Consider the following 23,379-nt stretch of genomic DNA (forward strand, 5'->3'; position numbering starts at 1 on the left):
TCGCAGTTGAACCAAAGACGACGAAAAGGCTCTCTACGATCCGAAAAAATAGGCCGCCCTAGGCACAAAGTGCGACCGATTATAGAAGGCTGGCTTCTATCTGAGACCGGCCTTCCACCTTTTTAGAAAAACTGCTCCTCAATCAATCATATCAAAAAGAATCCTGCCAATATCACTATTTTCCATTCTTCCACTGAACATGTGTCGGTTAACACCATATGCATAGATGGGAACGTCCTCGCCGGTATGACCTTTGGTCGTCCAGCCCGTACTGGAATAGTGATTGATGATGTTGATGAGCGTTTGACGTGTGTTTTCGACTTCCATTTCTAAAGTAGATTGGATGGTTTTCAAGTCATCTTCCTGAAGGGAAAGCTGCATATGGCGTGTTATGGTTGATAGTTCTTTTGTTTTATGCAGATGTGCTGCAATCTTGGCCGGAGTTGATTTTATCGATCTAATAACACTTGGGTCCCATTTATAATTATCATTACGATCGATACTCATTCCTCCCGTTGAGTGATCGGCTGTTGAAATCACAAGGGTATCCTCTCGAGTTGACGCAAATTGTAATGCCGCATGAAAAGCTGCTTCAAAGTCTTTGACCTCACTCATTGCCCCCACGATATCATTGTCATGTCCCGCCCAATCGATTTGACTTCCTTCCACCATCAGAAAAAAGCCATTTGGATTTTGCTTCAAGCGCTGCAGTGCAGCGTTAGTCATTTGTGAGAGAGAGGGTATGGTTGTTTTCAAATAGCGATCGATGTGTTTAGGAAGTTCCTTTGGAGCAAATAGACCCAATAATTTTTCGTTACGATCGGCAAGAAGCTCAATGGAATTTCTGGCATATCCAAATCCATTTTTTAAAAACTCCTCTACTAAATTTCGGTCATCTCGAGAAAAATAGGAAGTTCCTCCCCCTAGCAGCACATCGATTTTGTGCTTGCCATCAATCCGTTCATCGAGATAATCATCCGCAATTTCATTATAGTTCTCCCTGGATTCATGATGTGCAGCGAACGCCGCAAGTGTAGCATGATTGATTTGACTCGTTCCTACGAGTCCAGTAGATTTGCCGCGAAATTTGGCATATTCTAAAATCGTCGGAACCGCCTGTTTTTCACTATTTAATCCAAGCGCACCATTATAAGTTTTATAGCCTGTTGCTAAAGCAGTCCCTGCCGCAGCAGAGTCTGTGATATTGCTATTTGCGTCTAATGAATAGGTAGATTGTGTGCCAACAAAGTATCGATCAAAAATGGTGGGATTCATGAGTCCCTTTCGAGCGTTATGATTGAAATAACGAAGGCCTGTGGTGTAGGAAAAACCCATTCCATCACCGATTAATAAAATTATATTTTTTACTTTTTTCATTGGGTGGAACAGACCATTCGCCATATAAGGAATACCATTTACATTAAAATCATTTAACTGAATGGTGGAATGTAACAAACAAAACAGCACCTTTCAAATGTAGTTCCATCTTTTTGGGTCAACCATTTGCATGAAACCAATGTAATCATTAATGTCAATCAAGTTATAACACAGAAAAGGGATCTTTTTTCAAAAAATACAATTGTTTAACAAAAACTCAAAAGATTCTTAATAATCGGCTCGAACAATGACGCTCGGCCAGGACGAACGGTAATTTACCTGATAGTGTCACCACTTAACGGGAAACCGCAGTTTTAAAAAGACACAAAAAAGCAGAGATCATCTATTTTTGGATAATCCCTGCTTTTATGGAAGCTAGTTTAGCTGATATAATTAATCTCTTTCTCTTGCTCTTTGTGTATCTCTAATATTCTTTTGAACGGTTATGGCCGCAAAGATACTTAGAACAAATGACATCGCATAAAATCCTTTTTCGCTTAGTACAATACTTCCTGCATTGTATAAGCCGATGCCCATTAAGGAAATCGCAACAATCACGGCAAACCAGCTAATACCATAGTAAATATTCGTAACGGGTATTCCTTCTTCTTTATCCCGTACTGCTTTTTGTAACGATACCGCCGCATAGAGGCCGAATACTAATACTGCAAAGTAATAGCCTTTTTCGTTCAATTGCATTGCCGCATTAAACAAGCCGATAAGATAAGCTGCAACACCTACCAATAATGCTGCCCAGGAAGCCCCGATAAAAGCAGCAGTCGGTTCTCCTTCTTTTCTTACTGCTTTCATTTTTGGTTCCTTTTGTTTTCCTTTATCTACTATAACCTCATTTTCATTAGACATTAATGAATCCCCCCATTTTTTATCTAAATAAAAAAGGAGCTGTTTTGCTCCTGCCTATATCCATTATATAGAAAATTTTGACAAAGAAAAGAGAATTTTACCCCATTATTTACATTGGAAAGAACCGTACCGGCCATCATTAAGTGTTTTTTACTCTCACGTGAAGCCACACAATTAAAAGAGGCCAGTTCTCAAAGAAACCGGCCTCCTCGCTATTAAACTAGTTCATATTCGGTAACATTACGGTCGATTACCCTTGCTCCCTTCACAGAAGCATAGTTCCCGTTTGATGAAGTAAAAACGCCAGACGCGATCATTACTTCCATTGCTTGTTTTACAACTGCTTCCTCAATTGGTTCCTTCGGATTTTCTACCGATAAACGAGCAGGTTTACCAAAATCGGTCACAAACTCTAACTCCAATGTTTTTGCCAATTCATTCACCTCCTATCCTATTTTTCTTTTCTGCTTACGCTAGTAAATCTGAATTGTCGACTCTCTCAATATTTCTGAGATTGTCGCCGGACAAACCAATAATAGCTTGTGCTGCTTGTAACAGCTGTTCAGGAGTTGCAGATTTGTGGATATTGCTGAAGGTCTTCGCCTTCAGAAGTGGTTTGCCATCGTCATCCATGCCAACCTGGAACACCAAACGTAACTTGGTTGTAGTTATCACTGCTTGTGCCATCGTGATCACCTCCTTTCACCCTTTATATATAATTAAGAAGGCGAAAAGGACATGGTGTTTGGAGAAAAGATTTACTATTTTTTTCTGGAGTGCCCCCAAGTGGTAGATGATGGAGGATTTTGGTCACTGCAGGTGAGACTTGAGTTATCGACCAGGCAAAATATCCAATCGATATTCTTATTTTTAAAAAGTTGTAGAAATGTTGAAACCACTCCGTTTGAAACACTTTTAATTAATGCGTTAAGAAAATAATAGTCGGAAATTTTCGATGTTTAGGGGGGGCCTATTAGAAATTTTAAAAAAGTCACCTTAAAAAGGTGAATATGATTTGGTATCAGAGAGTGGTACTTCTCTAGAAAGACTTTAACCTGATTCCAGTAAATAGTTGTTGTGACAAGGATGCAACCTCATTTGGCTGTTAATGTTGTTGCCCATTTTAACAGTTTGTCCAACCATTTTTCCCTACTCTTAATAAACTGAAGGTAAATAATATGTTTTTTAAGATGGGAGAGAGGGTTAATGAAAGGCAATAAGAAACACCATCATCGGAAAGGCCATGGAAAAGATCAGAAAGAAAATAAGAAAGGTCAGCAAAACGACCAGCACCAAGATAAAAATAAGCATGGTAATAATGATCAGCATGATGACTGCAAAAAACAAGATAATGATCACAAGCATGATGATTGCAACTGTAGAAAGAAGAACAATAACTACAAACAAGAAGACTGCAAAAAGCAAGATAATGAGCGCAAGCATGATGATTGCAACTGCAGAAAGCAGGACAATGATCACAGACATGATAACTGCAACTGCAGAAAGCAGGACAATGATCACAGACATGATAACTGCAACTGCAAAAAGCAAGACAATGATCACAGACATGATAACCGCAACTGCAGAAAGCAAGACAATGATCACACACATAATAACTACAACTGTAGAAAGCAAAACAATAACCACAAACATGAAGATTGCAGAAAGCAGGACAACCAATGCAAAGATGATAACTGCAACTGCAAAAAGCAAGACAATGATCACAGACATAATAACTGCAACTGTAGAAAGCAAAACAACAACCACAAACAAGAAGACTGCAAAAAGCAGGACAACCAATGCAGACATGATAACTGCAACTGCAGAAAGCAAGACAATGATCACACACATAATAACTGCAACTGTAGAAAGCAAAACAATAACCACAAACATGAAGACTGCAGAAAGCAGGACAACCAATGCAAACATGATAACTGCAACTGCAAAAAGCAAGACAATGATCACAAACATGATAACTGCAACTGCAAAAAGCAAGACAATGATCACAAACATGATAACTGCAACTGCAGAAAGCAAAACAATAACCACAAACATGAAGACTGCAAAAAGCAGGACAATGATCATAAACATGATAACTGCAACTGTAGAAAGCAAAACAACCAATGCAAACATGATAACTGCAACTGCAAAAAGCAGGAAAATGATCATAAACATGATAACTGCAACTGCAGAAAGCAGAACAATAACCACAAACAAGATGACTGCAGAAAGCAGGACAACAATCACAAACATGATGACTGGGACAACAAAAAGCAGAACAACCACGACGGATATGATGACTGGGACAACAAAAAGCAGAACAACCACGACAGATACGATGACTGGGACAACAAAAAGCAAAACAACCACGACAGATATGATGACTGGGACTACGAAATGCAAGACGACCATGACGGATATGATGACTGGGACTACGAAAAGCAGAACAACCATGACAGATACGATGGCTGGGACAACAGAAAGCAGAACAACCATGACAGATATGATGGCTGGGAGAACAGAAAGCAGAACAGCCATGATAGATATGATGACTGGGACAACAGAAAGCAGGACAACCATTACAGATATGGTGACATGGACAACAGAAAGCAGGACAACCATGACGGATATGATGATTGGGACAACAGAAAGCAGGACAATAAACGCAAACAATGCAGGAACATGGGATGTTTATTTAGATGTAATTGCCGTAAATAAAATAGGGAATCTCAAACTACTGAGCCAGGCTGTACGCCTGGCTTTTTCATTTGGATGCTGTTCCTCCGTTACTAAGTTGGCAGGGTTGTTTGATACAATTAATTAATATAAAATCATTATATTATATATTAATCCGATATCGGATTTCAGCAGCAGGGGGATAAATATGAGTAAGGAGAAGCTGTGGACAAAAAATTTTACCATCGTGTCGCTGATTAACTTCCTAGTAGTACTCGTTTATTTTTTATTGATAGTGACGATTGGCGGTTATGCGGTTGAACAATTTCACGCCTCTACTAGTGTTGCCGGCCTCGTCTCTAGTATTTTTATTATTGGATCGCTAGTTGGCAGGCTACTAACAGGACGTATGATTGAAGGTACAGGAAGCAAAAAAACGCTCGTTATTGGCTTAATTCTGGTTATCCTTGCGAGCGGGTTTTATTTTGTTACGTTGAATTTACCATTATTGCTAATGAATCGATTGTTTCATGGGGTTGCAGTCGGAGTAGCCAGTACAGCAACGGGGACGATTATTGCTCAAAGTGTACCGAAATCCAGAAGAGGAGAGGGAATTGGCTTCTTCAGTTTGAGCGCTGTTTTAGCAACAGCCATCGGTCCATTTGTGGGAATGCTATTCACTCGCTATACGGATTTCCAAATGATTTTCATGTTCAATTTACTTCTGGCAGCTATTTGTTTGGCCATCTCGTTTGCAGTGAAGCCCCCGGTGATATCGATACCTAAAAAGGAAAGCAAACAGGCTGAAAAGGGATTTAAATTATCTAATTATCTTGAGTATAAGGCAGTGCCGATTTCATTTGTGGCACTTGTCGTTGGATTTGGCTATTCTGGCGTGCTATCTTTTCTATCTTTTTACGCGAAGGAAATTCATTTAGTGGACGCAGCTGGCTTTTTCTTTCTTGTGTATTCGATTATGCTGTTACTCTCACGGCCATTTTCTGGCCGCTTAATGGATGCAAAAGGGGCAAATATCGTCATTTACCCAAGTCTGATTGTTTTTGCAATTGGAATGGTATTGTTTAGCCAGTCATATATTGGAGTGATATTATTAGTATCCGCAGCACTTATTGGTTTGGGTTATGGTAACTTCGTTTCTGTTGCGCAAACGATCGCAATTCAAGTCTCACCCACACATCGGTTTGGCTTGGCCACCTCTACTTTCTACATTCTTTATGATTTAGGACTTGGTGCAGGACCTTATTTACTTGGGTATCTGATTCCAATTACGGGATACCGTGGCCTGTTTTTATACATGGCAGGAGTCATCCTCGCAGCGCTCGTCCTTTACTACTTCTTGCATGGTAGAATAGAAAAAGAACTTAGAGGAAATAGAGCGGGGGCACTGCAGGAAAATTGATTTATTAGGGTAGTTGGTGCAACCAGCTGTCTTTTTTGATTGGTGAATGAAGGGTCAGAGTATCTGGAGTGACCGAAGAGCATGTGGAATGAGTAATTGGCTCCGTGCAGGGGGGCAAATATACTTGAACTCTATGAGTGTTAGGTATCGACTTCATTTTAATAGTTAGAATCTTTGAGATATGGGCATAGTAATTACTAAGGATTTGTGTTAGCATTTAAAGCACTGTTGAAAAAGGAAGTGAGCTTACGTGATCAATATAACTGTTCCAAAACCGGACGTTACGATTACCAAACAAGACAATCCAGAGATGAGTAATATTTATGGATTTACAGATTTTCATCTTATCCCACGTGATAAGGGTGGGATCTTCATGTTTTTTAATAAGAATAAAGAGCTTTTATTTGTGGGGAAGGCTAGGAAGCTGCGACCTAGAATTAAGAAGCATTTTGAAGATACAGTATCTCCAATCAAGGACCATCGCGATGAAGTGACGAGGATTGAGGTTTGTGTGATTGACGACCCTGTACATAGAGAAATTTATGAAACCTTTATCGTTAACGAATCCAAGGCGAAGTACAACATCGATAAGGTGTTTTTTAGATAACCAAAGGGAAAGGCAGTAGGTATCCACCTATTGCCTTTTTTCTTTTAAGAAGTCTGTTTTTCGCAACCATTGTTGTTTTTTGAAATCGGGTTCAAATTCAATCAGGTACTCGTCTGATTCCCGCAAGCAACAAATTTTTAGAAAATAGCTTTTAAGAATGAGTCACGCCACGCTTACCCCCTCTTTGTACTTCAACTTCACTTTGTAAACCTTTCTTTAAAGAGAAGCACATGACCACCAAAATAATGGCAAATGGAAGTGCCGCTGCAATGGAAGCTGTTTGCAATACGTTTAAACCGCCAGCTAATAGCAAGACAGCCGCCAAAGCTGATTGAATGACGCCCCATGTCATTTTTATTTTATTGGAAGGATTTAAGGTGCCGCCTTCACTGAGCATCCCCAAGACAAAGGTGGCCGTATCGGCAACGGTTATATAATAAATAGCGACGACCGCAAACCCCAAAATGCTTAACACAGAACTTAATGGCAGATAATCGAAAAAGGTAAAGATGGCCAAGGATACGTTTTCGGTGATATGCTTTGCCAGTTCATGATTTCCTGTGTTTTGTACAATTTCAAGTGCTGAACCGCCAAATACGGACATCCAAAGACAGGTTCCGAGCGTGGGAACGATTAATACGCCAATCACAAACTCCCTTACGGTTCTACCCTTCGAAACACGTGCGATAAACATCCCGACAAATGGAGCCCAGGCAATCCACCATGCCCAATAAAACAGTGTCCAGGATGCAATCCATTCCCCCTCACCAAAGGGCCTCAGCCGTAAACTCATATGGATAAAATCACTAATATAGAGCCCTGTTGTATTAAAGAAAACTTTAATCACGGTCATGGTTGGACCAACGATTAATATCAGCAGCAGAATGGCAAAGGATAAAATCATCGCCGCATTGGATAAGTATTGAATTCCTTTCTCTAAGCCAGTATTGATAGAGATGATAAATATGACTGTCGCAACAACGATCACGATCAGCTGGACGAATAACGTATTGGGAACTCCAAATATATGATGCATTCCGGCTGTCACCTGCATGGCACCAAGGCCTAAGGAGGTTGCGATCCCGAAGACGGTTGCGAAAATAGATAGGATATCAATGGTTTTCCCAATCGGCCCGTAAATTCGATCACCTAGTATCGGATGAAATGCCGAACTGATGGCGGCGGGCAGCTTTTTATTGTATTGAAAAAAAGCTAGTGCTAACCCGATAACGGTATAGATGGCCCATGGATCCAAGCCCCAGTGAAAAAAAGTATATTTCATTGCAGTATTGGCTGCGTCAACGGTGTAACCTTCGCCATAAGGCGGAGTCGTGTAATGGGTGACCGGTTCGGCAACACCCCAGTAGACAATCCCGATTCCCATTCCTGCACCAAACAGCATCGCAAGCCAAGAAGCGGTGTTAAAATCAGGCCGGTCCGTTTTTTTGCCGAGCCGAATATCTCCGTATTTGGAAAAAAGTAAATAAACCGAAAAGATCACAAAGAACAGTGTGGCAGCTAGATAAAACCACCCAAGGTAATCAATCGATCCACTATAGACGATATCTGTCACTTTAGTGAGATTTTCGGTAAAAAAGACACCCCAGATAATAAAAATGAGGGTTAGTAATAAAGAAATGATAAAAACACTGTTACCGCTTCTTTGATTTTTCCTGGTCATAGAAACCTCCTAGTTGAGTGGAAGAGTATTAAATGTATTACTGGTTTCACTTATCGAGTAGATTGTAGAGAAATTCCCACTTCTCACTGTTCATCAACTCTTCCTGCGGGACCTCAAGCCCGCCTCCAAGATATACCGTATGGCCTTTAACGGCGACCACCATTGCTTCAACAATTTCGTTACTGTCGTTCTTTTTATAAATGTCTCCCAATGTCGGCAACGGTTGGTTATTATGGACCGTTGGCGGAAGATCTTCTAGGTTTTCTGTATTACCACTATCACTATTTTGATAATCGATTGGATGACTGTCAGAAGCACGGCCTGGTATCATCAATAGGTATTCATTATGTTTAATTCCGTGAGAGTTACTCGTAATGACCCCATGTTTATCTACCGTTTCCACCACATCGATTTCATTTAACGAATAGGTATCTAGTGAATCCGGAATAGGATTGTGGATTAATACAAAATCACCTTCTTCTGCCTTTCGATCCTTATTGAGTGTATAGGCCTTATGATTGAAGATAAAACTATCCTGTTCCTTTGGCTTGTATTTTTCGACACTAGCGGCATTGGTTATATGCTGTGTCAAATCCCGCAGCTTTATTAGATGAACGGATAGCTTGTACATTGGTTTTACCCCATATACCTTATGTAATTCGTTGTTATAATAGACAAATTGTCCTTTTCGAACTTGGTACAGTTTCACAAATCGATCTCCCTTCAATAGGTGGTATTATTAGGATGTCTTATTTTAGAAAAATCATTATATAAAAGGAGGAGCCCAAATTGGCCACCTATATCTATACGTACGCAGGATATGAAGATGAACAATCTTTGCGGGCCTTAGAAATGCGCTCTTTGTTTAGTTTTGAAACCCAAAATAACATTCTTGAAAGTCCTGTAAAAATAGATCCCAGTCGAAGTCCGTTTATCAAGGAAAGAATTGCGGTGATTTTTGAGGGAGAAAGCCTTCAAGAGCTTCTCGAGATAGTTGGCGGTTTCGAGGTTACTGGAGAAACGTTTAAAGTGATTTATGTGAAAAATGGTGAGGAATCATTTGAGAAGCGCCGTGTGATTGAGCGTGAAGTTGGGTTAATGATTAAGGGTGTGGGAGATTTACGTAATCCACAGCGGTTGTTTGCGGTTATGTATGTAAACGGAAGATGGGTTTTCGGTGATTATGTGAAAGCTGAGTCTGTCTGGTTTCATCATCAACATAAACCGCACCAATACTCCACTGCACTTAGCACACGTGTGGCGAGGGCAGTGGTAAATATCGCCATTCCTGATCCAAACGGGATAAAGGCGATTGATCCTTGCTGCGGGATTGGGACTGTTCTTGTGGAGGCACTGTCGATGGGGATGGATATTGTCGGGAGCGACAATAACCCAGTAATCCTTGCCGGGACACGAGAAAATATCGCTCACTTTGGCTATAAGGCTGAAGTGAAGTATAAAGATATGCGCGAAATTACGCAGCATTATCACGTCGCAATCATTGATTTACCCTACAACCTGTGTTCGGTGATCTCACCGGATGAACAGCAGGAAATGCTTCAAAGTGCGCGGATGTTTGCGGATCGAGTCGTCGTGGTAACCGTTGAACCGATTGATGAGATTTTAAGGCGTGCTGGATTTGTTATTGTCGATCGAGCGGTTGCGAAAAAAGGAGGATTTACTCGGGAAGTAATTGTGTGCAGATAAAGAAAGGGTTGGTTGTATTAATCACTGTGAACTGAAATATGGTTCCTCTTCCATAAAGGCAAATGATCGAAGCTGAGCTAATTTCGGACAAGGAGGGCCCAAAGAAGCAAGGACGTGTCCGAAGTCGAGCAAACTTTTAACGGGGTAAGCTAAAAATGTGTAATTATGTCGGAAAAAATACCAATCTTCCATCAGAACAAAAATTATATAATAGGAATCACTTTTTTTTCAAAGGACGTAAAGTTTTTTTAAAATATCTGCAAAATGTCCTTTAGGTTAAACTGACGTTGTACCAATCATAAATGTATGGAGTAGTTAGCTTTTGTTCAGGAAATAGCAATTGATGAAGTTAATTGTTGGGCCAATTTTTTAATGGAAGTGACAGGCTTTTTTAAAAGGTGCTATGAGATTGATTTTTAAATCACCTTAGCACCTTAAATGCTTCTGCAACTTTACGGGCAAAGTTTAATGGTGGTTCAACGGATTGAAAGTGAATATAAAGAATGTTTGGTTTTGTGTACAGCCAATGATTATGAATTGCGCTTATGATTATCCCATTTTTAATTAGAATTGCTGAAAACTTCGGAATCTCTTCATCGAGTATAACTGTTTCACCAAGATTAAGTGCATTACCTTCATAATCCAAGGATTCAAAGGATATTGCTGCATGAAGTTCACCACGACTGGGACGACCTTGAATTGTGACATTTAGATTACGCATAATTTCTACAGTGCAAACCCCATTATGAATTTTGGGAGTTTCTTTTAAGATTTGACCAAATTCTTGACAAACTGTATTGATATTTTGCATAAGAACTCTCCCCTATAATCAATTTATTTAAATTATGCTTTGGGGAAACGTTTAGTAACTTGTATTGCACTTTCTGAAAAATAATCAATCGCTGTATAACTGCCTTTGCTCTAAGCGACAATACACTGATACAGTATATAGATAGCCTCCTAGTCATTCTACAATCCGTACTAATGAAAGAGATCATATAAATGATTTCCATAAAAAGTGCAAGCAGCATTTATATCAAATTGTTCAAGTTGAATTAAATGATGGCTCTGTTTATCAGGGGATACTTCATAGTTATGACAGGGACAAAATGTATATCCTTATGCCGAAGACGGGGCATTCTCATATGCCAGCGCATACAATGGAAGAAAGTAGTGAAAGTAGACAGTTTTCCCCATTCTTTGGACCTTTTGGGTTATTTGGTTTCCTTTTTTTGGAATCAGAAGATTCGGACCATTTTTCCCATTCTTTATTTAAAAACGATGCAAAAAAGGCTTGTAGTGGATATGTCCCTACAGGCCTTTTCTATATATAAGTTAAATTGCATTGTGGGCAGTCAATTATAAATTTTTTCGATATGAAAGTTTCTAAATGACTATTTGGTACATAAAAATACCCTGTAGTCCAAAGTCCCCTGATATTTTGCCATTAAATTAAAATGCTGCTGCATGATTTCATAGAGTTCAGGTTCAATATACTCAGAGTATTGGAATTCGGGTAGTGAATCGTTTTGGAGGATAGATGACTTTGTTAAAATCGTTTTTATATTTTTAAAATCAGCCTGTTCAAATAAGGTTAACCAGTCCCTTTCCATAAGAATAGAATCTAACCCATAAAATTGTTTAATTTCCTTCTCGAAATTCGCCCCAATCCTTCTATTAACAGTAAGCTCATTTGCAATAAACCGGCCGCCATTCTTTAATAATCGAAATATTTCTTTAAGTGCTCTAGGCTTGTTGACAAAAGAAAGAACAGATTCGGAAATAATAAAATCATATTGACTGTCTGGTAACGGACATTTCTCTATTGAGCCCTGAATAATTTTCACCGGTAATTGGTAGGATATCATTCTATTTTTTGCTTTTCCCACCATGATTGGATTAATATCCATCCCTGTTACTTTTGCACCATAACGTCCCGCTAAATAGGCAGCCGTTTGGCCAGTACCACAACCTACATCTAAAATTCGAGAAAATTTGCTAATCTTTTCATTCTCGAATATTTGCTGTGTTAGTTTAATACCACCAGGATGTGCACCACTAACGCCAAATTTGGACAAAAAATCTAAATACATTGAAGCCCTAATGAGAACCACCTTCTCCATTTATCTTATTTGTATAATATGAATATATAAATAGGATGGTTCCTTCCATTGAAAGTTACGGTGAACGGTCTGCAGAACTAGGGGCATGGATATAAATTTCCCTGCAATTTGTCATTAAGGTAAGGTAATTGTTTGTGAAGGTGGACTTGAGGGGGAAGACCCAGAAGGATCGGTTACGATTGTTGAAGTGGAAAAGGGGAAAGTCACGAACATTTAGACTCACGAAATATGTAAAATTTTAGAAAAAACTAATACCAAATGGCCCACAAACCCTATATAATAATTATGTTAGGAAAATTTTATATAAGGGGGTTGGGATTTGCGTAAAGGTAAATGGATGAATCTTTCAATCGTTCTAGTATTCTTGTTTTCTTTGTTTAGTCCGTTTGCAAGTTCGAAGACTTTTGCAGCAGCGGGACTACAGTTGCTCGACGTTACGGATAAAAAAGAATCTACGGTTCTTGTTTGGGAAGTGGTGAACAAACAGGACGAGGAGCTTACGAACTACCAATTAATAAAAAATGGCGAAGTTGTTGACATTGAACAGGCAGCCTTACATGAATCAGCAGAAAACAATGTAAAGCGGTATTCCTACGAGGATCAAGATGTCGAAATGAATACAGTCTATACATACGAAATTGCTGCCTATTTATCCACAGGTGAAAAAGTAGTAAGTGCGCCAGTGAAACATACTTTTGTTGGACAAGCAGAAGAAATACAAGCCAAATTGACAGATACCTCTGTTGGACAAGCAGAAGAAATACAAGCCAAATTGACAGATACCTCTGTTGGACTAGCAGAAGAAATACAAGTCAAATTGGCAGACACCTCTGTTGGGAAAACTGAAGAAATTGAAGTCAAATTGGCAGATATCTCTGAAGCAGATGTCGTCACAAACATTAAAGTGATGACGGATCAAGGAAACATTCCTTGGATATTTGATTTTACCGTTGACGGTGTAAGTGAAAAAGGTACTAAAGTAAGTTATTTTGGTGATTTGGATGATGAAGGATATTTTGTAGACTACGATACAGAATCCCGTAACATCGAACTTCCAATCGGAACTTACACCCTGAGTACGGACAACTACTCAACGGGAGAAGTCATTCGTGCGGAGTTCACGATTGAAAGTGGAATTGATTATGTAACAAACCCAATTGATGTGGTATTGCCTGATGAGCAGCTGATTATCAAGAAGGTTTTGAAGATTGAAGGAAAGACGGAACAATCTATTTCAATCTGGTGGGATGAGCCTGTCGATTTCCAAGAAGGTGATAAATACCTTGTGTATTTAGATGATGAGCTGGTTGAAGAAATTACTGACCAATTTAATACTTTTTACACGTATTCTGGGTTATCACCGGAAACTCTGTATCAGGTGAGAGTAGATTATATCTACAAGGATGGAGCGACTGAGACCTTAACGGCAGATGTTACAACATCAGCTTCTCCAACAGGTGAAATCGTTGCATTTGCCGATGAAAATTTAAAAAATGCTATCAAGGAACAATTGAAAATCACTCATCGTGATATCTACACAGATGACATGGAAAATTTGACTAGTCTTGATGCAGGCTATTCGGATATTCGTAATCTAACAGGCCTCGAATCTGCAATCAATCTAGATGACCTCTTGCTATATGGTAACCAGATTGAAGATCTCTCGCCGATAGCAAACCTAACCAATCTAGTATCTTTAGATTTAGATGAAAATTTAATTACGAGTCTAGAAGATTTAATCAATCTCAAGAATCTTGAAACCTTGTTATTATCTTTCAATCAAATTAAGGATATTCGTGTCCTTGATGAATTGCCGAAGCTCTCATATGTGACGTTATACCGTAATGAGAGTCTTGATTTTTCAAAAGGCTCAGAAAATGCTGAGGTTTTAAAAAGCCTTCTCGCAGCTGGTGTTACCGTTGAGTGGCTGTTAGAAGACAACGAAATATTGATTCAGGATGTAACTGAATCCTCCGTTGCAATAGAAATTAGTTTCCCAAGAGTTACTGATTTCGTAAGTACCTATAACCTTTATCTTAATGGTGAGTTAGCTGCAGAAATTCCAGTTGGTAAGAATGAATATCTGTTAACGGATCTTGAGCCATTAACAGAATATGAGATTTCAATCGATGCCATCGATAAGGATGGTATTATTTGGGGAAGTGCGTATTCCTATGTGAAGACACCATCTATACCAGAGGGTGAGTTGGTTCAGTTTAAGGACGAAGCTCTAGAAAAGGCGGTACATGATGCATTGCATATTCGCTCCCGCGATTTATACGAGAGTGATATGAAAGTTCTGACAAGCTTAGATGCCAGCAATCGAGGGATTAAGGCCCTTGATGGATTAGAGTACGCTGTTAATCTTGAGGAATTGCTATTAGATTTAAACGAAGTAAGTAATCTAGAGCCGATCGCAGGATTAACCAATTTAGTGCATTTATCTTTGAGCAAGAATAAGCTATCAGACATTTCAGGTTTAGCTTCATTAACAAATCTAGTATCGTTAGTGCTCGATCATAATGAAATAACGGATATCCGTTCTTTATCGCAATTGTCAAACCTTAGCCTGCTCTCCTTCCAAGGAAACAACGTCAACGATATCCAGGCATTATCAGGACTAAATATCGAATATCTTAACATCGGCTATAACGAAATTGAAGACATTTCAAGCTTGCTGGCATTAGAGAATTTACAATTTGTTTTAGTCATGAAGAATCCATTAGATTTAACGGAAGGATCTGACGATCAGTCTGTGGTCCAGACATTACAAGACAATGGGGTCATGGTTAGTTATGAATATCTCGATATTTCAGCACATAACGTAACGAAGGATTCTGTAGAGATTCGTTGGCTGCCTGTTCCGGAAGATGGAAATGTGGATTACACTTACTATCTCATGGTGGATGGGAAAGAAATTACATCTGAAATTCAGGATTCTTCCTATATCCTAACTGATCTTCAAGCTGATACAGAGTATATGATTGAAGTTTTTGGAATGAGTGCTGACTTTGAACGCTTCATTTATGGAACGACTGTTGTTAAGACAGCTGGAGACGAGAAGAATCCCGGAGAGGGAACGGAAAAACCTGGTGATGGAGCTGTTGGGGAAGAAGGAAAGGCTCCAACTGATCAAAAAACAAATCCTGTAACGGATGATCAAGCCCAAGTTCAAACGCCAAATGGCAATCAAAACAGCGGTGGAAGCAACCTGCCAAACACAGCAAGCAATATGTACAATAACGTCTTAATTGGATTTGTTTTACTCGCGTTTGGAGTACTTTGGCTGCGAAGAAGAAAGCAAAATTCTTGATAGGCAATTGGTATAGCCTTGACCTCACAATGGGGTCAGGCTATTTTTTTTAAATAGAACTACGGCAGCTTTGGTAATTGGTCTTTATACATTTTTCGTAATTCACTTAGTTTTTGTAAGTTCTGGAGTGATTGCTGCTCAAGATTTTGGCCAATTCCGAGAATAAAGGTTTCTACTAAAAAGGTTGGTGGCGATCATCGAGTGAAATTCCCACAACTCTCCTCTATTTGTATAGAAAATATAATCTCCTTCCTCATGAAAATCTGAATCAAAACCACGGCTTTTTACGGCTTTTAAAAACGAATTATTTTAATACGAATAGACAACTAGCTGTATGGGAGATATTAAAATGAAATGAATATTCCAATAGACAACTAGATGTAAAGGAGATAGTCAGATGAAAAGAATGATTTCAATTTTATTGACAGCAATACTCTTCATTTCTACGTTCCTAATGCCTACGAATGTGATGAACGTTATGGCGCAAGGGACCAAGCCCTGGATGAACACAAAGCTTTCTGCTGAGGAGCGTACCAAGCTGCTTCTCGATGCGATGACGCTGGAACAGAAAATTCAGCAAATCGCCATATCGCGCTTCAATGAGAACGACAAAGGTGAAACAATCGTCATTAAAAGAGGCGGTACTAACAAGTACCAGAGCGGTGTATTCCCGCCTCAGGGTACTCTGCCCGGCTGTGAGTTTCAGGACACCGGCCGTCAGATTCGTGGAATCGAGGAACTGGGTATCCCCACAGTACGAATGACCAACGGCGGTACGGGTGTGAAGGGCGGATCGTGTCATAATGACCCGGTGGCGACGGGCCTGCCGTCCACCGTGGCTATGGCCGCGACCTTCAACCGCGGGCTGAACTATGAGGCCGGTCGAATCCTCGGCCAGGAGACACGTGCCTTCGCGCATCATGTGATGCTTGGACCTGGTATGAACCTTGTGCGTCACCCGTACGGTGGCCGGAACTATGAGTACTTCAGTGAGGACCCATACCTAACGGGTATCCTGGCGACCGAGCAGGTCAAGGGCATCCAAAAACAAGGGGTCCAGGCCCAACTCAAGCATCTAGCTGGCAACGAGCAAGAAACCGAGCGTTGGACGATGGGTGTCCAGGTTCCCTCAAAGGCGATGAATGAGTTGTACATGCTGCCATTTGAGATGACCGTCAAGGGTGCTAACCCAGCCTCCGTGATGTGCTCGTTCCCAGATGTCAACGGCACCTATGCCTGTGACAGCCCTGAACTGCTGCAAGATGCACTAAGGAGAAACTGGGGCTTCGGCGGTTACGTGATGAGTGACCGTCGCGCGATTCACAACACGGTATCTGCCATCAAGGCGGGCACGAATGTTGAACTCGACTGGGCACCGCAGTACTACACTCAAGCGAAGATCAAGCAGGCCATTGACTCGGGTGAGGTGACCGAGAACGACATTGACAATCTACTTCGTCCACGGTACATCAAGATGATCGAGTTCGGCCACATGGATAAGCCTTTCGACAAGTTCCTGCCGGAGATCGTCGATCCGATGGCCAACGGCGCCAGCGCTCGGAAGATGGCCGAGGAAGGGGCCGTGCTGTTGAAGAACGATAAAGGCTTCCTGCCGCTGGACGGCAAGCCGAAATCAATCGCGCTGATCGGTGTCGAGTGGTTCGCCGGTATGGCCAAGATGTCCCCGCGCTCCATTCGGATAAACAACGAGAACGTTGTGACCCCTTATACGGTCACACCAAAACAGGGTCTAGAGAATGTCATCAAGGAGCGGGGCTACGGCACAAAGGTGACATATAACGATGGCCGTGACCCGCAGGCTGCTGCCAAGCTAGCCGCTGAGTCTGACGTCGTGCTGCTCATGATCGGCGACACCCCGGGTGAGACCGTAGACCGCGAAACTCTCGGCTTCCCGGCCATTCCCGTCGACATGAACGCGGCCCCAGAGAACTGGGTGAAGCAGGAGCCAATGATTGACGCGGTTCTGAAAGCCAATGCAAAGAAAACGGTTGTGGTCTTGAAAACTTCCGGTACGGTGCTCATGCCGTGGCTGAATACGGTCCCTGCAGTCCTCGAAGCATGGTATCCGGGTATGGAGGATGGCAATGCCGTCGCCAATCTGCTCTACGGTAAGGTCAATCCGTCCGGCAAGCTGCCGATGACGTTCGGTGCCACTGAGCGTGAGGCCGCCTTCGCGACCGAGAAGCAGTTCCCCGGAACCCGTCAAAAGACTGGCAAGCCAGGAGGCCCTGGCCCGTACGGTAACGGTTCCGACCAGTTAATTGCCCAGTACACAGAGGGACTTCAGATGGGCTACCGCTGGTACGAGGCCAACAAAGTGAAGCCTGTCTTCCCATTTGGTTACGGCCTGTCGTACACGACCTTTAAGTATGGAAATCTCAAGGTGAATAGGGTCCGTGATAAAGGAAAGTTGACTGGTATTGATGTGACCTTCACCATCACAAACACCGGTAAAGTTGCCGGCAAAGAAGTGGCACAGGTTTATCTGACCCTGCCGGATGTGGCGGGACAGCCGGCCAAGCGACTCGTTAACTTCGAGAAGGTTGATCTTAAGCCCGGTGAGAGCAAGCGAGTGAATCTGCGGATTAACCAGGCCGGTTCCAACCACCCGTTCTCCTATTTCATTCCGAAAGAACCGGGCAACCTGGCGAACTGGGCTGACGGCGAGTGGGCTACAGCTGCCGGAAAATACCGCGTGCATGTCGGTGGTTCCTCAACAGACACCCCGTTAGTAAAGGACGTCCCGTTGAACTTCAAACTCAAAAGGTAAATCACATCGATAGACCTTTGACTATGGGATGACGTCGGCGACTGGGGAGAAATCGTCAGGCACTCCGAAGATAGTGAGCCCGCAGGCACGGTTAATCAAGCCGAGCTCAGCGGGCTCATTGCTTTTATAGACATCTTCATGGGCGACGAATGAGACGAAGAAAGTTAAGGAAGGACGTGAGAAGTATTATGAAAGAATCCGTTCAAAAAAGCAGGAGAGGTCCGGCGCATTTGTGGTGTGTGGTCTTTGGCCTGATGGTCCTCTTGACCGGATGTGCCGTTGCGGAATCCGAAGGGCCGGCCGGGAGCGATGACGCCGTGGAACCCGCCCCGTCCGAGCACGGTGACTGGCAGGCACCCGGTTTGGTGGACAGGTCCGGTGCGCCAATCGAGGTGCCGACGCCCGGTCCGGCCACTGGCAGGACCTTGGACGTTATGGACTTCGGGGCAGATCCGGATCCGGACTCACAAGACGACGCAGCAGCCATCCGTGCGGCCCTGGACGCGGCCAAACAAGGAGACGAGGTCATGCTACCGGCCGGCACGTATGACCTGCGCTCCACTGACCCGGCCGACGAGTCGGCGAACATCGTGTTGCGCAGCGGTGTGGACCTTCGCGGAGAGGGCAAGGAGAGAACCGTGCTGCTGACCTCCCTCGACGGCGAGGATGACAGCCGGGTGATCCGCGGCTCCGGCGTCCACGACGTCATCGTCGCCGACTTCACCATTACCTCCCGTCATAAGGGTCCACTCGGCGACGACCCTGACGACAGCGATGCGGGTGGCGGCCCGATGTACGGGATTTACCTCGGAGCCCACAAAGGGAAGGCCAGCTCCCGGGTCCTTGTGGAGAACCTGGGCATCCGCAGGTTCGAGCGCCACGGGATCTCCGTCAAGGCCAGCAGTGAAGTGACTCTCTCTGGAAACTACGTCAGTGAGGCAACTGCCGTCGGCCCTGGCGGCCAGGGCTACGGCATCGCTATCGAGGGCACAGCGGACCAGAACGACCCGGATGCCGCCAACGATTCCCGGCACAATGTCGTCATCGGCAATACCTTCGATGGCAGGCATCTGCGGCACGCTATTCTGCTGCAGTTCCCCACGCACAACAATCTCGTGGCGGAGAATACCATCACCGGCAGCCTGCTCGACGCCATCGATCTGCACGGCGAGGGTGAATACCTGAACGAGATCCGGAACAACACGGTCATCGGCGGACAGCGGGCGGGCATCGCGCTGGGCAATTCCGGCGGGGCCAAGAACAAACACGACGCCTCAGGACCAGGAAACTGGGTCCACTCCAACGACCTAATTGAAAATCGTCAGGGAGTCCTCGTCATCCTGGGAACTCCTGACACCCTCATCGAGGACAACAGGATCACCGCCGGGAAGGATTCGAAAGCCGGCATCGAGGTCCGCAATGCGCCGGGCACGGAGTTGCGCGGTAACCACATCACAGGGGGGAAGGACGGGTTCTGGGCCATCCGGCTCGATGAGGACCGTGGTGCTGACGGGCGGGGCAAAGGAATCCCCTCAGGCATCAGGATCGAGTCCAACGTCATTCGACAGGCAGCCAACGGCATCAGGATCGATGCAGGGGAGGACCTCAGCATGGTCGAAAACGTCGTCGACGGCATCGACGGAGCGGAGCTGAGGGTGGCCGACGGGATTGAGGTGAGCCGGTCGGCTCAGCGATCTAACTCGACTAGGGACCATAAGTAAATGAGGCTTTTAGGCAAAAAACTTTTTTTCACTCGCAATAACACATTTTAAATTTAAGAATCTAAATAGACGGAAAAATTCCGCCTATTGACTCGAAAAACGTGAAAATGGGGGATTTTGCTTTGCATAACCGGAAAACCTCCGCTTATTTTTTCTTTCGCTGGTTACTTAATTAATGATAGGACTTCTATTTAAATGAAAGTGACGGGTTTTTTAACAAAAAGGGTGCTTTGATTTTAGCATTCTTTTTGTTATCTAAAATAATCCAAGGGAACCTCATTTAGATACATCACGGTGAACCGTACCATAAGTAAATGGGGTTATTTACTAAAAGCTTAAATTAAATTAGGCTCCAGCCATATTAGACTGGAGCTTTATCATTTTCTATGATTATAGTGCCTCTTTAATCACCTTTTTGTAATAGAGGACGGATAGTATACCGAAAATCGAGTATAATGCGGTATATAATAACATGACCATTATCATTGGTGTCCATAATTCAGTACCAAACATGAACCAACCAGATTTTACGGCAAAATAACTATGGGCTAAGCCAATAACTAAAGGGATACCAAAATTAAAGATTTGCTTGGCTTGAATGCCTCTTAACAAGTCTCCTTGAGTGAATCCAAGCTTTCTTAATATCGTATAGTTCGGCTTTTCTTCTTCGCTTTCATCCATTTGTTTAAAGTATAAAATACATCCAGAGGTAACTAAAAAGGTTAATCCTAAAAATCCAACGATAAACATGATAAGCCCGATGTTTCTTTTCTGATTATTGCTCATTTCTAGAACTGAATCATTTTTACCAGTAAAATTTATATCTTGAAAAAGATCATTGGCTTCTACCATTTTGGTTTCATCTTGCAATTTAATTCCAATATAAAGAGTGGATTCCTTTTGAATTTCTGGGTCAATATCTTTTTTTAATCGCTCAAAAATAGTTTCATCCACAATGGCGACGGGGAATCCACCGCTTGTAAAACGGAATGATACGATGTAGTCCTTCCTTAGGCCGATATAATTTTGCGGTATCACTTCATTTATCCCTTTTAATTCGATTTGACCTGAACTTTTTAGCGGCATAAATTTTTCTATTGTATCATTATAACCGGTAAAAAGGGTTTCCTCTGCAGATAAATCAATACTGTTGGCGGCCTTGTCACTGATGACAGGAATGGTCATGTTCTTTGGATCAGAATTTAGCTCCTCTATATTTATTTCCGTTATTTTTTCTAAGTTTGCATGGACCTGAATGACTTCGATCATTTTTTCATTATATTTAATTTCATTTCCTGCTAACGCTTCTTTAAAGTCTTCAGCATCTTGTTTATTTGTCATTGAAAAATCAGCAACCACATTATTTTCGGCTAATCTTTCTGCTGAGAAGTGCGAAATATAGCTTAAGGATAACAAGCCGATAGCAAGTGCGGATACAGTCGTAATAATCGTTAATAATAGAGCATTTGATTTCATCCGAAACATAATGGATGAAAGAGATAATACTTCATTTATATTCAAATAACCACCTTTCTTTTTTCGAATCACATAAAAGATAAATCGAACGGATCCTTTGTAAAAAAGATAAGTCCCAATAATAACAGAGGCTAAAATGAAGAGCATGGCTAAGAATAGTTCAGCCATTGTTGTAAAGTCCCCGCCAAATAATTTGGATGAAATATAATAGCCTAAAAGGATCATTAAGATACCTAAAATTCCGTAGATCATTTCAAACAAGGACACTTTTTTAACTTTTTCTTCTGTTGATGAAAGAACTCTAAATAAGGACAAGATACTTTGTCTTTTAATAAATATATAATTCATCAACATAATAAAGATATAGATAATAGAAAAGACAACAACCGTTTTCACCAATGCTTCTGTTGAAAATCTTAATGTGGCAGCGGACTCAACACCTGTTATTTTCAGTAAGATCATCATGATTAATCTTGAAACAGAAAACCCAATAAAGATTCCAATGAATAAGGAACTGAAATATAGGATTAAATTTTCAAATGTGAGAATGCGGAAGATTCGGCCTTTTGTCATTCCTATTAACTGAAATAAACCGATTTCTTTACTGCGTCGTTTAATAAAAATGTTATTTGCGTATAAAAGAAAAATCGAGACGATTGCAACGAGTAAAACGGATGCTGTTCCCATTGCAGCTGCACCTTTAATCGAACCCTTTGTTTTATCCATAGCAGGGTCATATTGTAGTGTGACAAAGGCAAAATAAAGAGAGACCGTAAAGATTAAAGCAAACACATAGAGATAATAATTTTTGATATTCTTTTTCAGGTTTTGAAAGATGAGTTGATTAATGCTCATTTTGCACCCCGCTTAATACTCCTTGTGTTTTCATGATGTCATGGAAGAAGTTCTGTCTAGATTCTTCCCCCTTTGTTAATTGAGTATAAATTTGTCCGTCTTTGATAAAAATAACACGGTTACAATAGCTTGCTGCGACTGGATCGTGGGTAACCATTAGAATCGTTGCATTTCTTTTTTGATTTAAATCGCTTAGTTTGTTTAACAAATCTGAAGCGGATTTTGAATCGAGCGCTCCGGTTGGTTCGTCAGCAAAAATAATACTTGGCTCATGAATAAAGGCTCGAGCTGCAGACGTACGTTGTTTTTGTCCACCGGAAATTTCATTTGGATATTTATCTTTAATGTCATAAATGCCGAGCTCTTCAGCCAAAGTATGAAATTTATGATTTGCTTCGCTCTTTGGTGTTTTTGTAATCGATAATGGTAAGAGTATATTTTCTTTAACTGTTAATGTATCTAGTAAATTATATTCTTGAAAAATAAATCCTAGATGATTCTTTCGAAATTCAGCTAATTGCTTTTCCCTCATTGCTGTCATTTCTTTTCCCTCGATATTAATTGTCCCATAACTAACTTTATCAATGGATGAAAGAACATTGAGCAGAGTTGTTTTCCCTGAACCCGATGCTCCCATGATACTAACAAATTCCCCTTTTTTAATGGTTACATCCAGGCCCTTCAGTACTTCTTGTTTGTTAAATTTATTGCCATAACTTTTATGAATTTTTGCTGCCTCTAATATATTCATATCCACACACCCCATGA

19 protein-coding genes are annotated in these 23,379 nt (G+C 41.7%); 8 read left to right on the forward strand and 11 right to left on the reverse strand.

All coding sequences use genetic code 11. The features are described 5' to 3' along the window. Window positions 1-138: 138 nt before the first annotated feature. The 4 genes from V7108_RS14810 to V7108_RS14825 form a co-directional block, all read right to left on the reverse strand. Window positions 139-1,455, reverse strand: a complete 1,317-nt coding sequence (locus tag V7108_RS14810; protein ID WP_335511336.1) for an alkaline phosphatase — start codon at window positions 1,453-1,455, stop codon at window positions 139-141. 315 nt (window positions 1,456-1,770) lie between these two features. Then, window positions 1,771-2,241 (reverse strand): inner membrane protein YiaA, encoded by a 471-nt coding sequence (gene yiaA / locus V7108_RS14815; RefSeq protein ID WP_335511333.1) that lies wholly within the window; start codon window positions 2,239-2,241, stop codon window positions 1,771-1,773. Window positions 2,242-2,456: 215 nt separating this feature from the next. Further along, on the reverse strand, window positions 2,457-2,675 hold the full coding sequence (locus tag V7108_RS14820) for a DUF2922 domain-containing protein (protein WP_335568646.1): 219 nt from the start codon (window positions 2,673-2,675) through the stop codon (window positions 2,457-2,459). A 34-nt stretch (window positions 2,676-2,709) separates the two neighbouring features. Further along, window positions 2,710-2,928, reverse strand: a complete 219-nt coding sequence (locus V7108_RS14825; protein WP_335511329.1) for a DUF1659 domain-containing protein — start codon at window positions 2,926-2,928, stop codon at window positions 2,710-2,712. A 99-nt stretch (window positions 2,929-3,027) separates the two neighbouring features. Between V7108_RS14825 and V7108_RS14830 the strand changes: the two genes are divergently transcribed. Further along, a complete protein-coding gene (locus tag V7108_RS14830; RefSeq protein WP_335568647.1) occupies window positions 3,028-3,180 on the forward strand; it encodes a hypothetical protein in 153 nt (50 codons plus the stop codon). 264 nt (window positions 3,181-3,444) lie between these two features. On the opposite strand, the gene V7108_RS14835 is transcribed toward V7108_RS14830, so the two are convergent. Continuing rightward, window positions 3,445-4,416, reverse strand: a complete 972-nt coding sequence (locus tag V7108_RS14835; protein WP_335568648.1) for a hypothetical protein — start codon at window positions 4,414-4,416, stop codon at window positions 3,445-3,447. Here V7108_RS14835 and V7108_RS14840 point away from each other — a divergent pair. The 3 genes from V7108_RS14840 to V7108_RS14850 all read left to right on the forward strand — a co-directional run bounded on the left by V7108_RS14840 (window position 4,415) and on the right by V7108_RS14850 (window position 6,944). Then, the gene (locus tag V7108_RS14840) at window positions 4,415-5,065 is read left to right on the forward strand and encodes a hypothetical protein (RefSeq protein WP_335568649.1); all 651 of its coding nucleotides are present in this window, start codon (window positions 4,415-4,417) and stop codon (window positions 5,063-5,065) included. The genes V7108_RS14835 and V7108_RS14840 overlap by 2 nt on opposite strands. A gap of 60 nt (window positions 5,066-5,125) precedes the next feature. Then, on the forward strand, window positions 5,126-6,337 hold the full coding sequence (locus tag V7108_RS14845) for an MFS transporter (RefSeq protein ID WP_335568650.1): 1,212 nt from the start codon (window positions 5,126-5,128) through the stop codon (window positions 6,335-6,337). 250 nt (window positions 6,338-6,587) lie between these two features. Further along, window positions 6,588-6,944, forward strand: coding sequence for a nucleotide excision repair endonuclease (locus V7108_RS14850; RefSeq protein ID WP_335514642.1), 357 nt, complete (start codon window positions 6,588-6,590; stop codon window positions 6,942-6,944). A 151-nt stretch (window positions 6,945-7,095) separates the two neighbouring features. Here the strand turns inward: V7108_RS14850 and V7108_RS14855 are convergent, their stop codons facing one another. Beyond that, window positions 7,096-8,625: a glycine betaine uptake BCCT transporter gene (locus tag V7108_RS14855; RefSeq protein WP_335514639.1), complete on the reverse strand. Its 1,530-nt coding sequence runs from the start codon at window positions 8,623-8,625 to the stop codon at window positions 7,096-7,098. Between the two features lie 46 nt (window positions 8,626-8,671). Then, window positions 8,672-9,334, reverse strand: coding sequence for a hypothetical protein (locus V7108_RS14860; protein WP_335514636.1), 663 nt, complete (start codon window positions 9,332-9,334; stop codon window positions 8,672-8,674). A gap of 80 nt (window positions 9,335-9,414) precedes the next feature. Between V7108_RS14860 and V7108_RS14865 the strand changes: the two genes are divergently transcribed. Beyond that, on the forward strand, window positions 9,415-10,332 hold the full coding sequence (locus tag V7108_RS14865) for a TRM11 family SAM-dependent methyltransferase (protein WP_335514633.1): 918 nt from the start codon (window positions 9,415-9,417) through the stop codon (window positions 10,330-10,332). Window positions 10,333-10,753: 421 nt separating this feature from the next. On the opposite strand, the gene V7108_RS14870 is transcribed toward V7108_RS14865, so the two are convergent. Both V7108_RS14870 and V7108_RS14875 read right to left on the reverse strand, forming a co-directional pair. After that, window positions 10,754-11,143 (reverse strand): DUF1259 domain-containing protein, encoded by a 390-nt coding sequence (locus V7108_RS14870; protein WP_335514630.1) that lies wholly within the window; start codon window positions 11,141-11,143, stop codon window positions 10,754-10,756. A 583-nt stretch (window positions 11,144-11,726) separates the two neighbouring features. Then, window positions 11,727-12,425 carry a class I SAM-dependent methyltransferase gene (locus V7108_RS14875; RefSeq protein WP_335514627.1) on the reverse strand — a complete coding sequence of 233 codons (699 nt, stop codon included), beginning with the start codon at window positions 12,423-12,425 and terminating at the stop codon, window positions 11,727-11,729. Window positions 12,426-12,774: 349 nt separating this feature from the next. On the opposite strand from V7108_RS14875, the gene V7108_RS14880 reads away from it, so the two are divergent. The 3 genes from V7108_RS14880 (at window position 12,775) to V7108_RS14890 (ending at window position 20,280) form a co-directional block, all read left to right on the forward strand. Continuing rightward, on the forward strand, window positions 12,775-15,768 hold the full coding sequence (locus tag V7108_RS14880) for a fibronectin type III domain-containing protein (RefSeq protein ID WP_335568651.1): 2,994 nt from the start codon (window positions 12,775-12,777) through the stop codon (window positions 15,766-15,768). Between the two features lie 397 nt (window positions 15,769-16,165). After that, window positions 16,166-18,559, forward strand: coding sequence for a beta-glucosidase (locus V7108_RS14885; protein ID WP_335568652.1), 2,394 nt, complete (start codon window positions 16,166-16,168; stop codon window positions 18,557-18,559). Between the two features lie 188 nt (window positions 18,560-18,747). Beyond that, window positions 18,748-20,280 (forward strand): right-handed parallel beta-helix repeat-containing protein, encoded by a 1,533-nt coding sequence (locus V7108_RS14890; RefSeq protein ID WP_335568653.1) that lies wholly within the window; start codon window positions 18,748-18,750, stop codon window positions 20,278-20,280. Between the two features lie 390 nt (window positions 20,281-20,670). Here V7108_RS14890 and V7108_RS14895 read toward each other — a convergent pair whose 3' ends face one another. Continuing rightward, window positions 20,671-22,611 (reverse strand): ABC transporter permease, encoded by a 1,941-nt coding sequence (locus V7108_RS14895; RefSeq protein WP_335568654.1) that lies wholly within the window; start codon window positions 22,609-22,611, stop codon window positions 20,671-20,673. Continuing rightward, entirely contained in the window at window positions 22,601-23,362 is a 762-nt protein-coding gene (locus tag V7108_RS14900; RefSeq protein WP_335568655.1) for an ABC transporter ATP-binding protein, read from the reverse strand. Before V7108_RS14900 ends, V7108_RS14895 begins: the two co-directional genes overlap by 11 nt. Window positions 23,363-23,379: the final 17 nt, after the last annotated feature.

Origin of the sequence: Neobacillus vireti (assembly GCF_036962345.1) — a bacterium.
GTDB lineage: Bacteria > Bacillota > Bacilli > Bacillales > Cytobacillaceae > Neobacillus > Neobacillus vireti_A.

Excerpts from the sequence above, each read along its gene's own strand:
- yiaA (WP_335511333.1), bottom strand. The coding sequence starts at position 2,241 with ATGTCTAATGAAAATGAGGTTATAGTAGATAAAGGAAAACAAAAGGAA.
- V7108_RS14825 (WP_335511329.1), bottom strand. The coding sequence starts at position 2,928 with ATGGCACAAGCAGTGATAACTACAACCAAGTTACGTTTGGTGTTCCAG.
- V7108_RS14840 (WP_335568649.1), top strand. The coding sequence starts at position 4,415 with ATGATAACTGCAACTGCAGAAAGCAGAACAATAACCACAAACAAGATG.
- V7108_RS14835 (WP_335568648.1), bottom strand. The coding sequence starts at position 4,416 with ATGTTTATGATCATTTTCCTGCTTTTTGCAGTTGCAGTTATCATGTTT.
- V7108_RS14845 (WP_335568650.1), top strand. The coding sequence starts at position 5,126 with ATGAGTAAGGAGAAGCTGTGGACAAAAAATTTTACCATCGTGTCGCTG.
- V7108_RS14855 (WP_335514639.1), bottom strand. The coding sequence starts at position 8,625 with ATGACCAGGAAAAATCAAAGAAGCGGTAACAGTGTTTTTATCATTTCT.
- V7108_RS14870 (WP_335514630.1), bottom strand. The coding sequence starts at position 11,143 with ATGCAAAATATCAATACAGTTTGTCAAGAATTTGGTCAAATCTTAAAA.
- V7108_RS14875 (WP_335514627.1), bottom strand. The coding sequence starts at position 12,425 with ATGTATTTAGATTTTTTGTCCAAATTTGGCGTTAGTGGTGCACATCCT.
- V7108_RS14885 (WP_335568652.1), top strand. The coding sequence starts at position 16,166 with ATGAAAAGAATGATTTCAATTTTATTGACAGCAATACTCTTCATTTCT.
- V7108_RS14890 (WP_335568653.1), top strand. The coding sequence starts at position 18,748 with ATGAAAGAATCCGTTCAAAAAAGCAGGAGAGGTCCGGCGCATTTGTGG.
- V7108_RS14895 (WP_335568654.1), bottom strand. The coding sequence starts at position 22,611 with ATGAGCATTAATCAACTCATCTTTCAAAACCTGAAAAAGAATATCAAA.
- V7108_RS14900 (WP_335568655.1), bottom strand. The coding sequence starts at position 23,362 with ATGAATATATTAGAGGCAGCAAAAATTCATAAAAGTTATGGCAATAAA.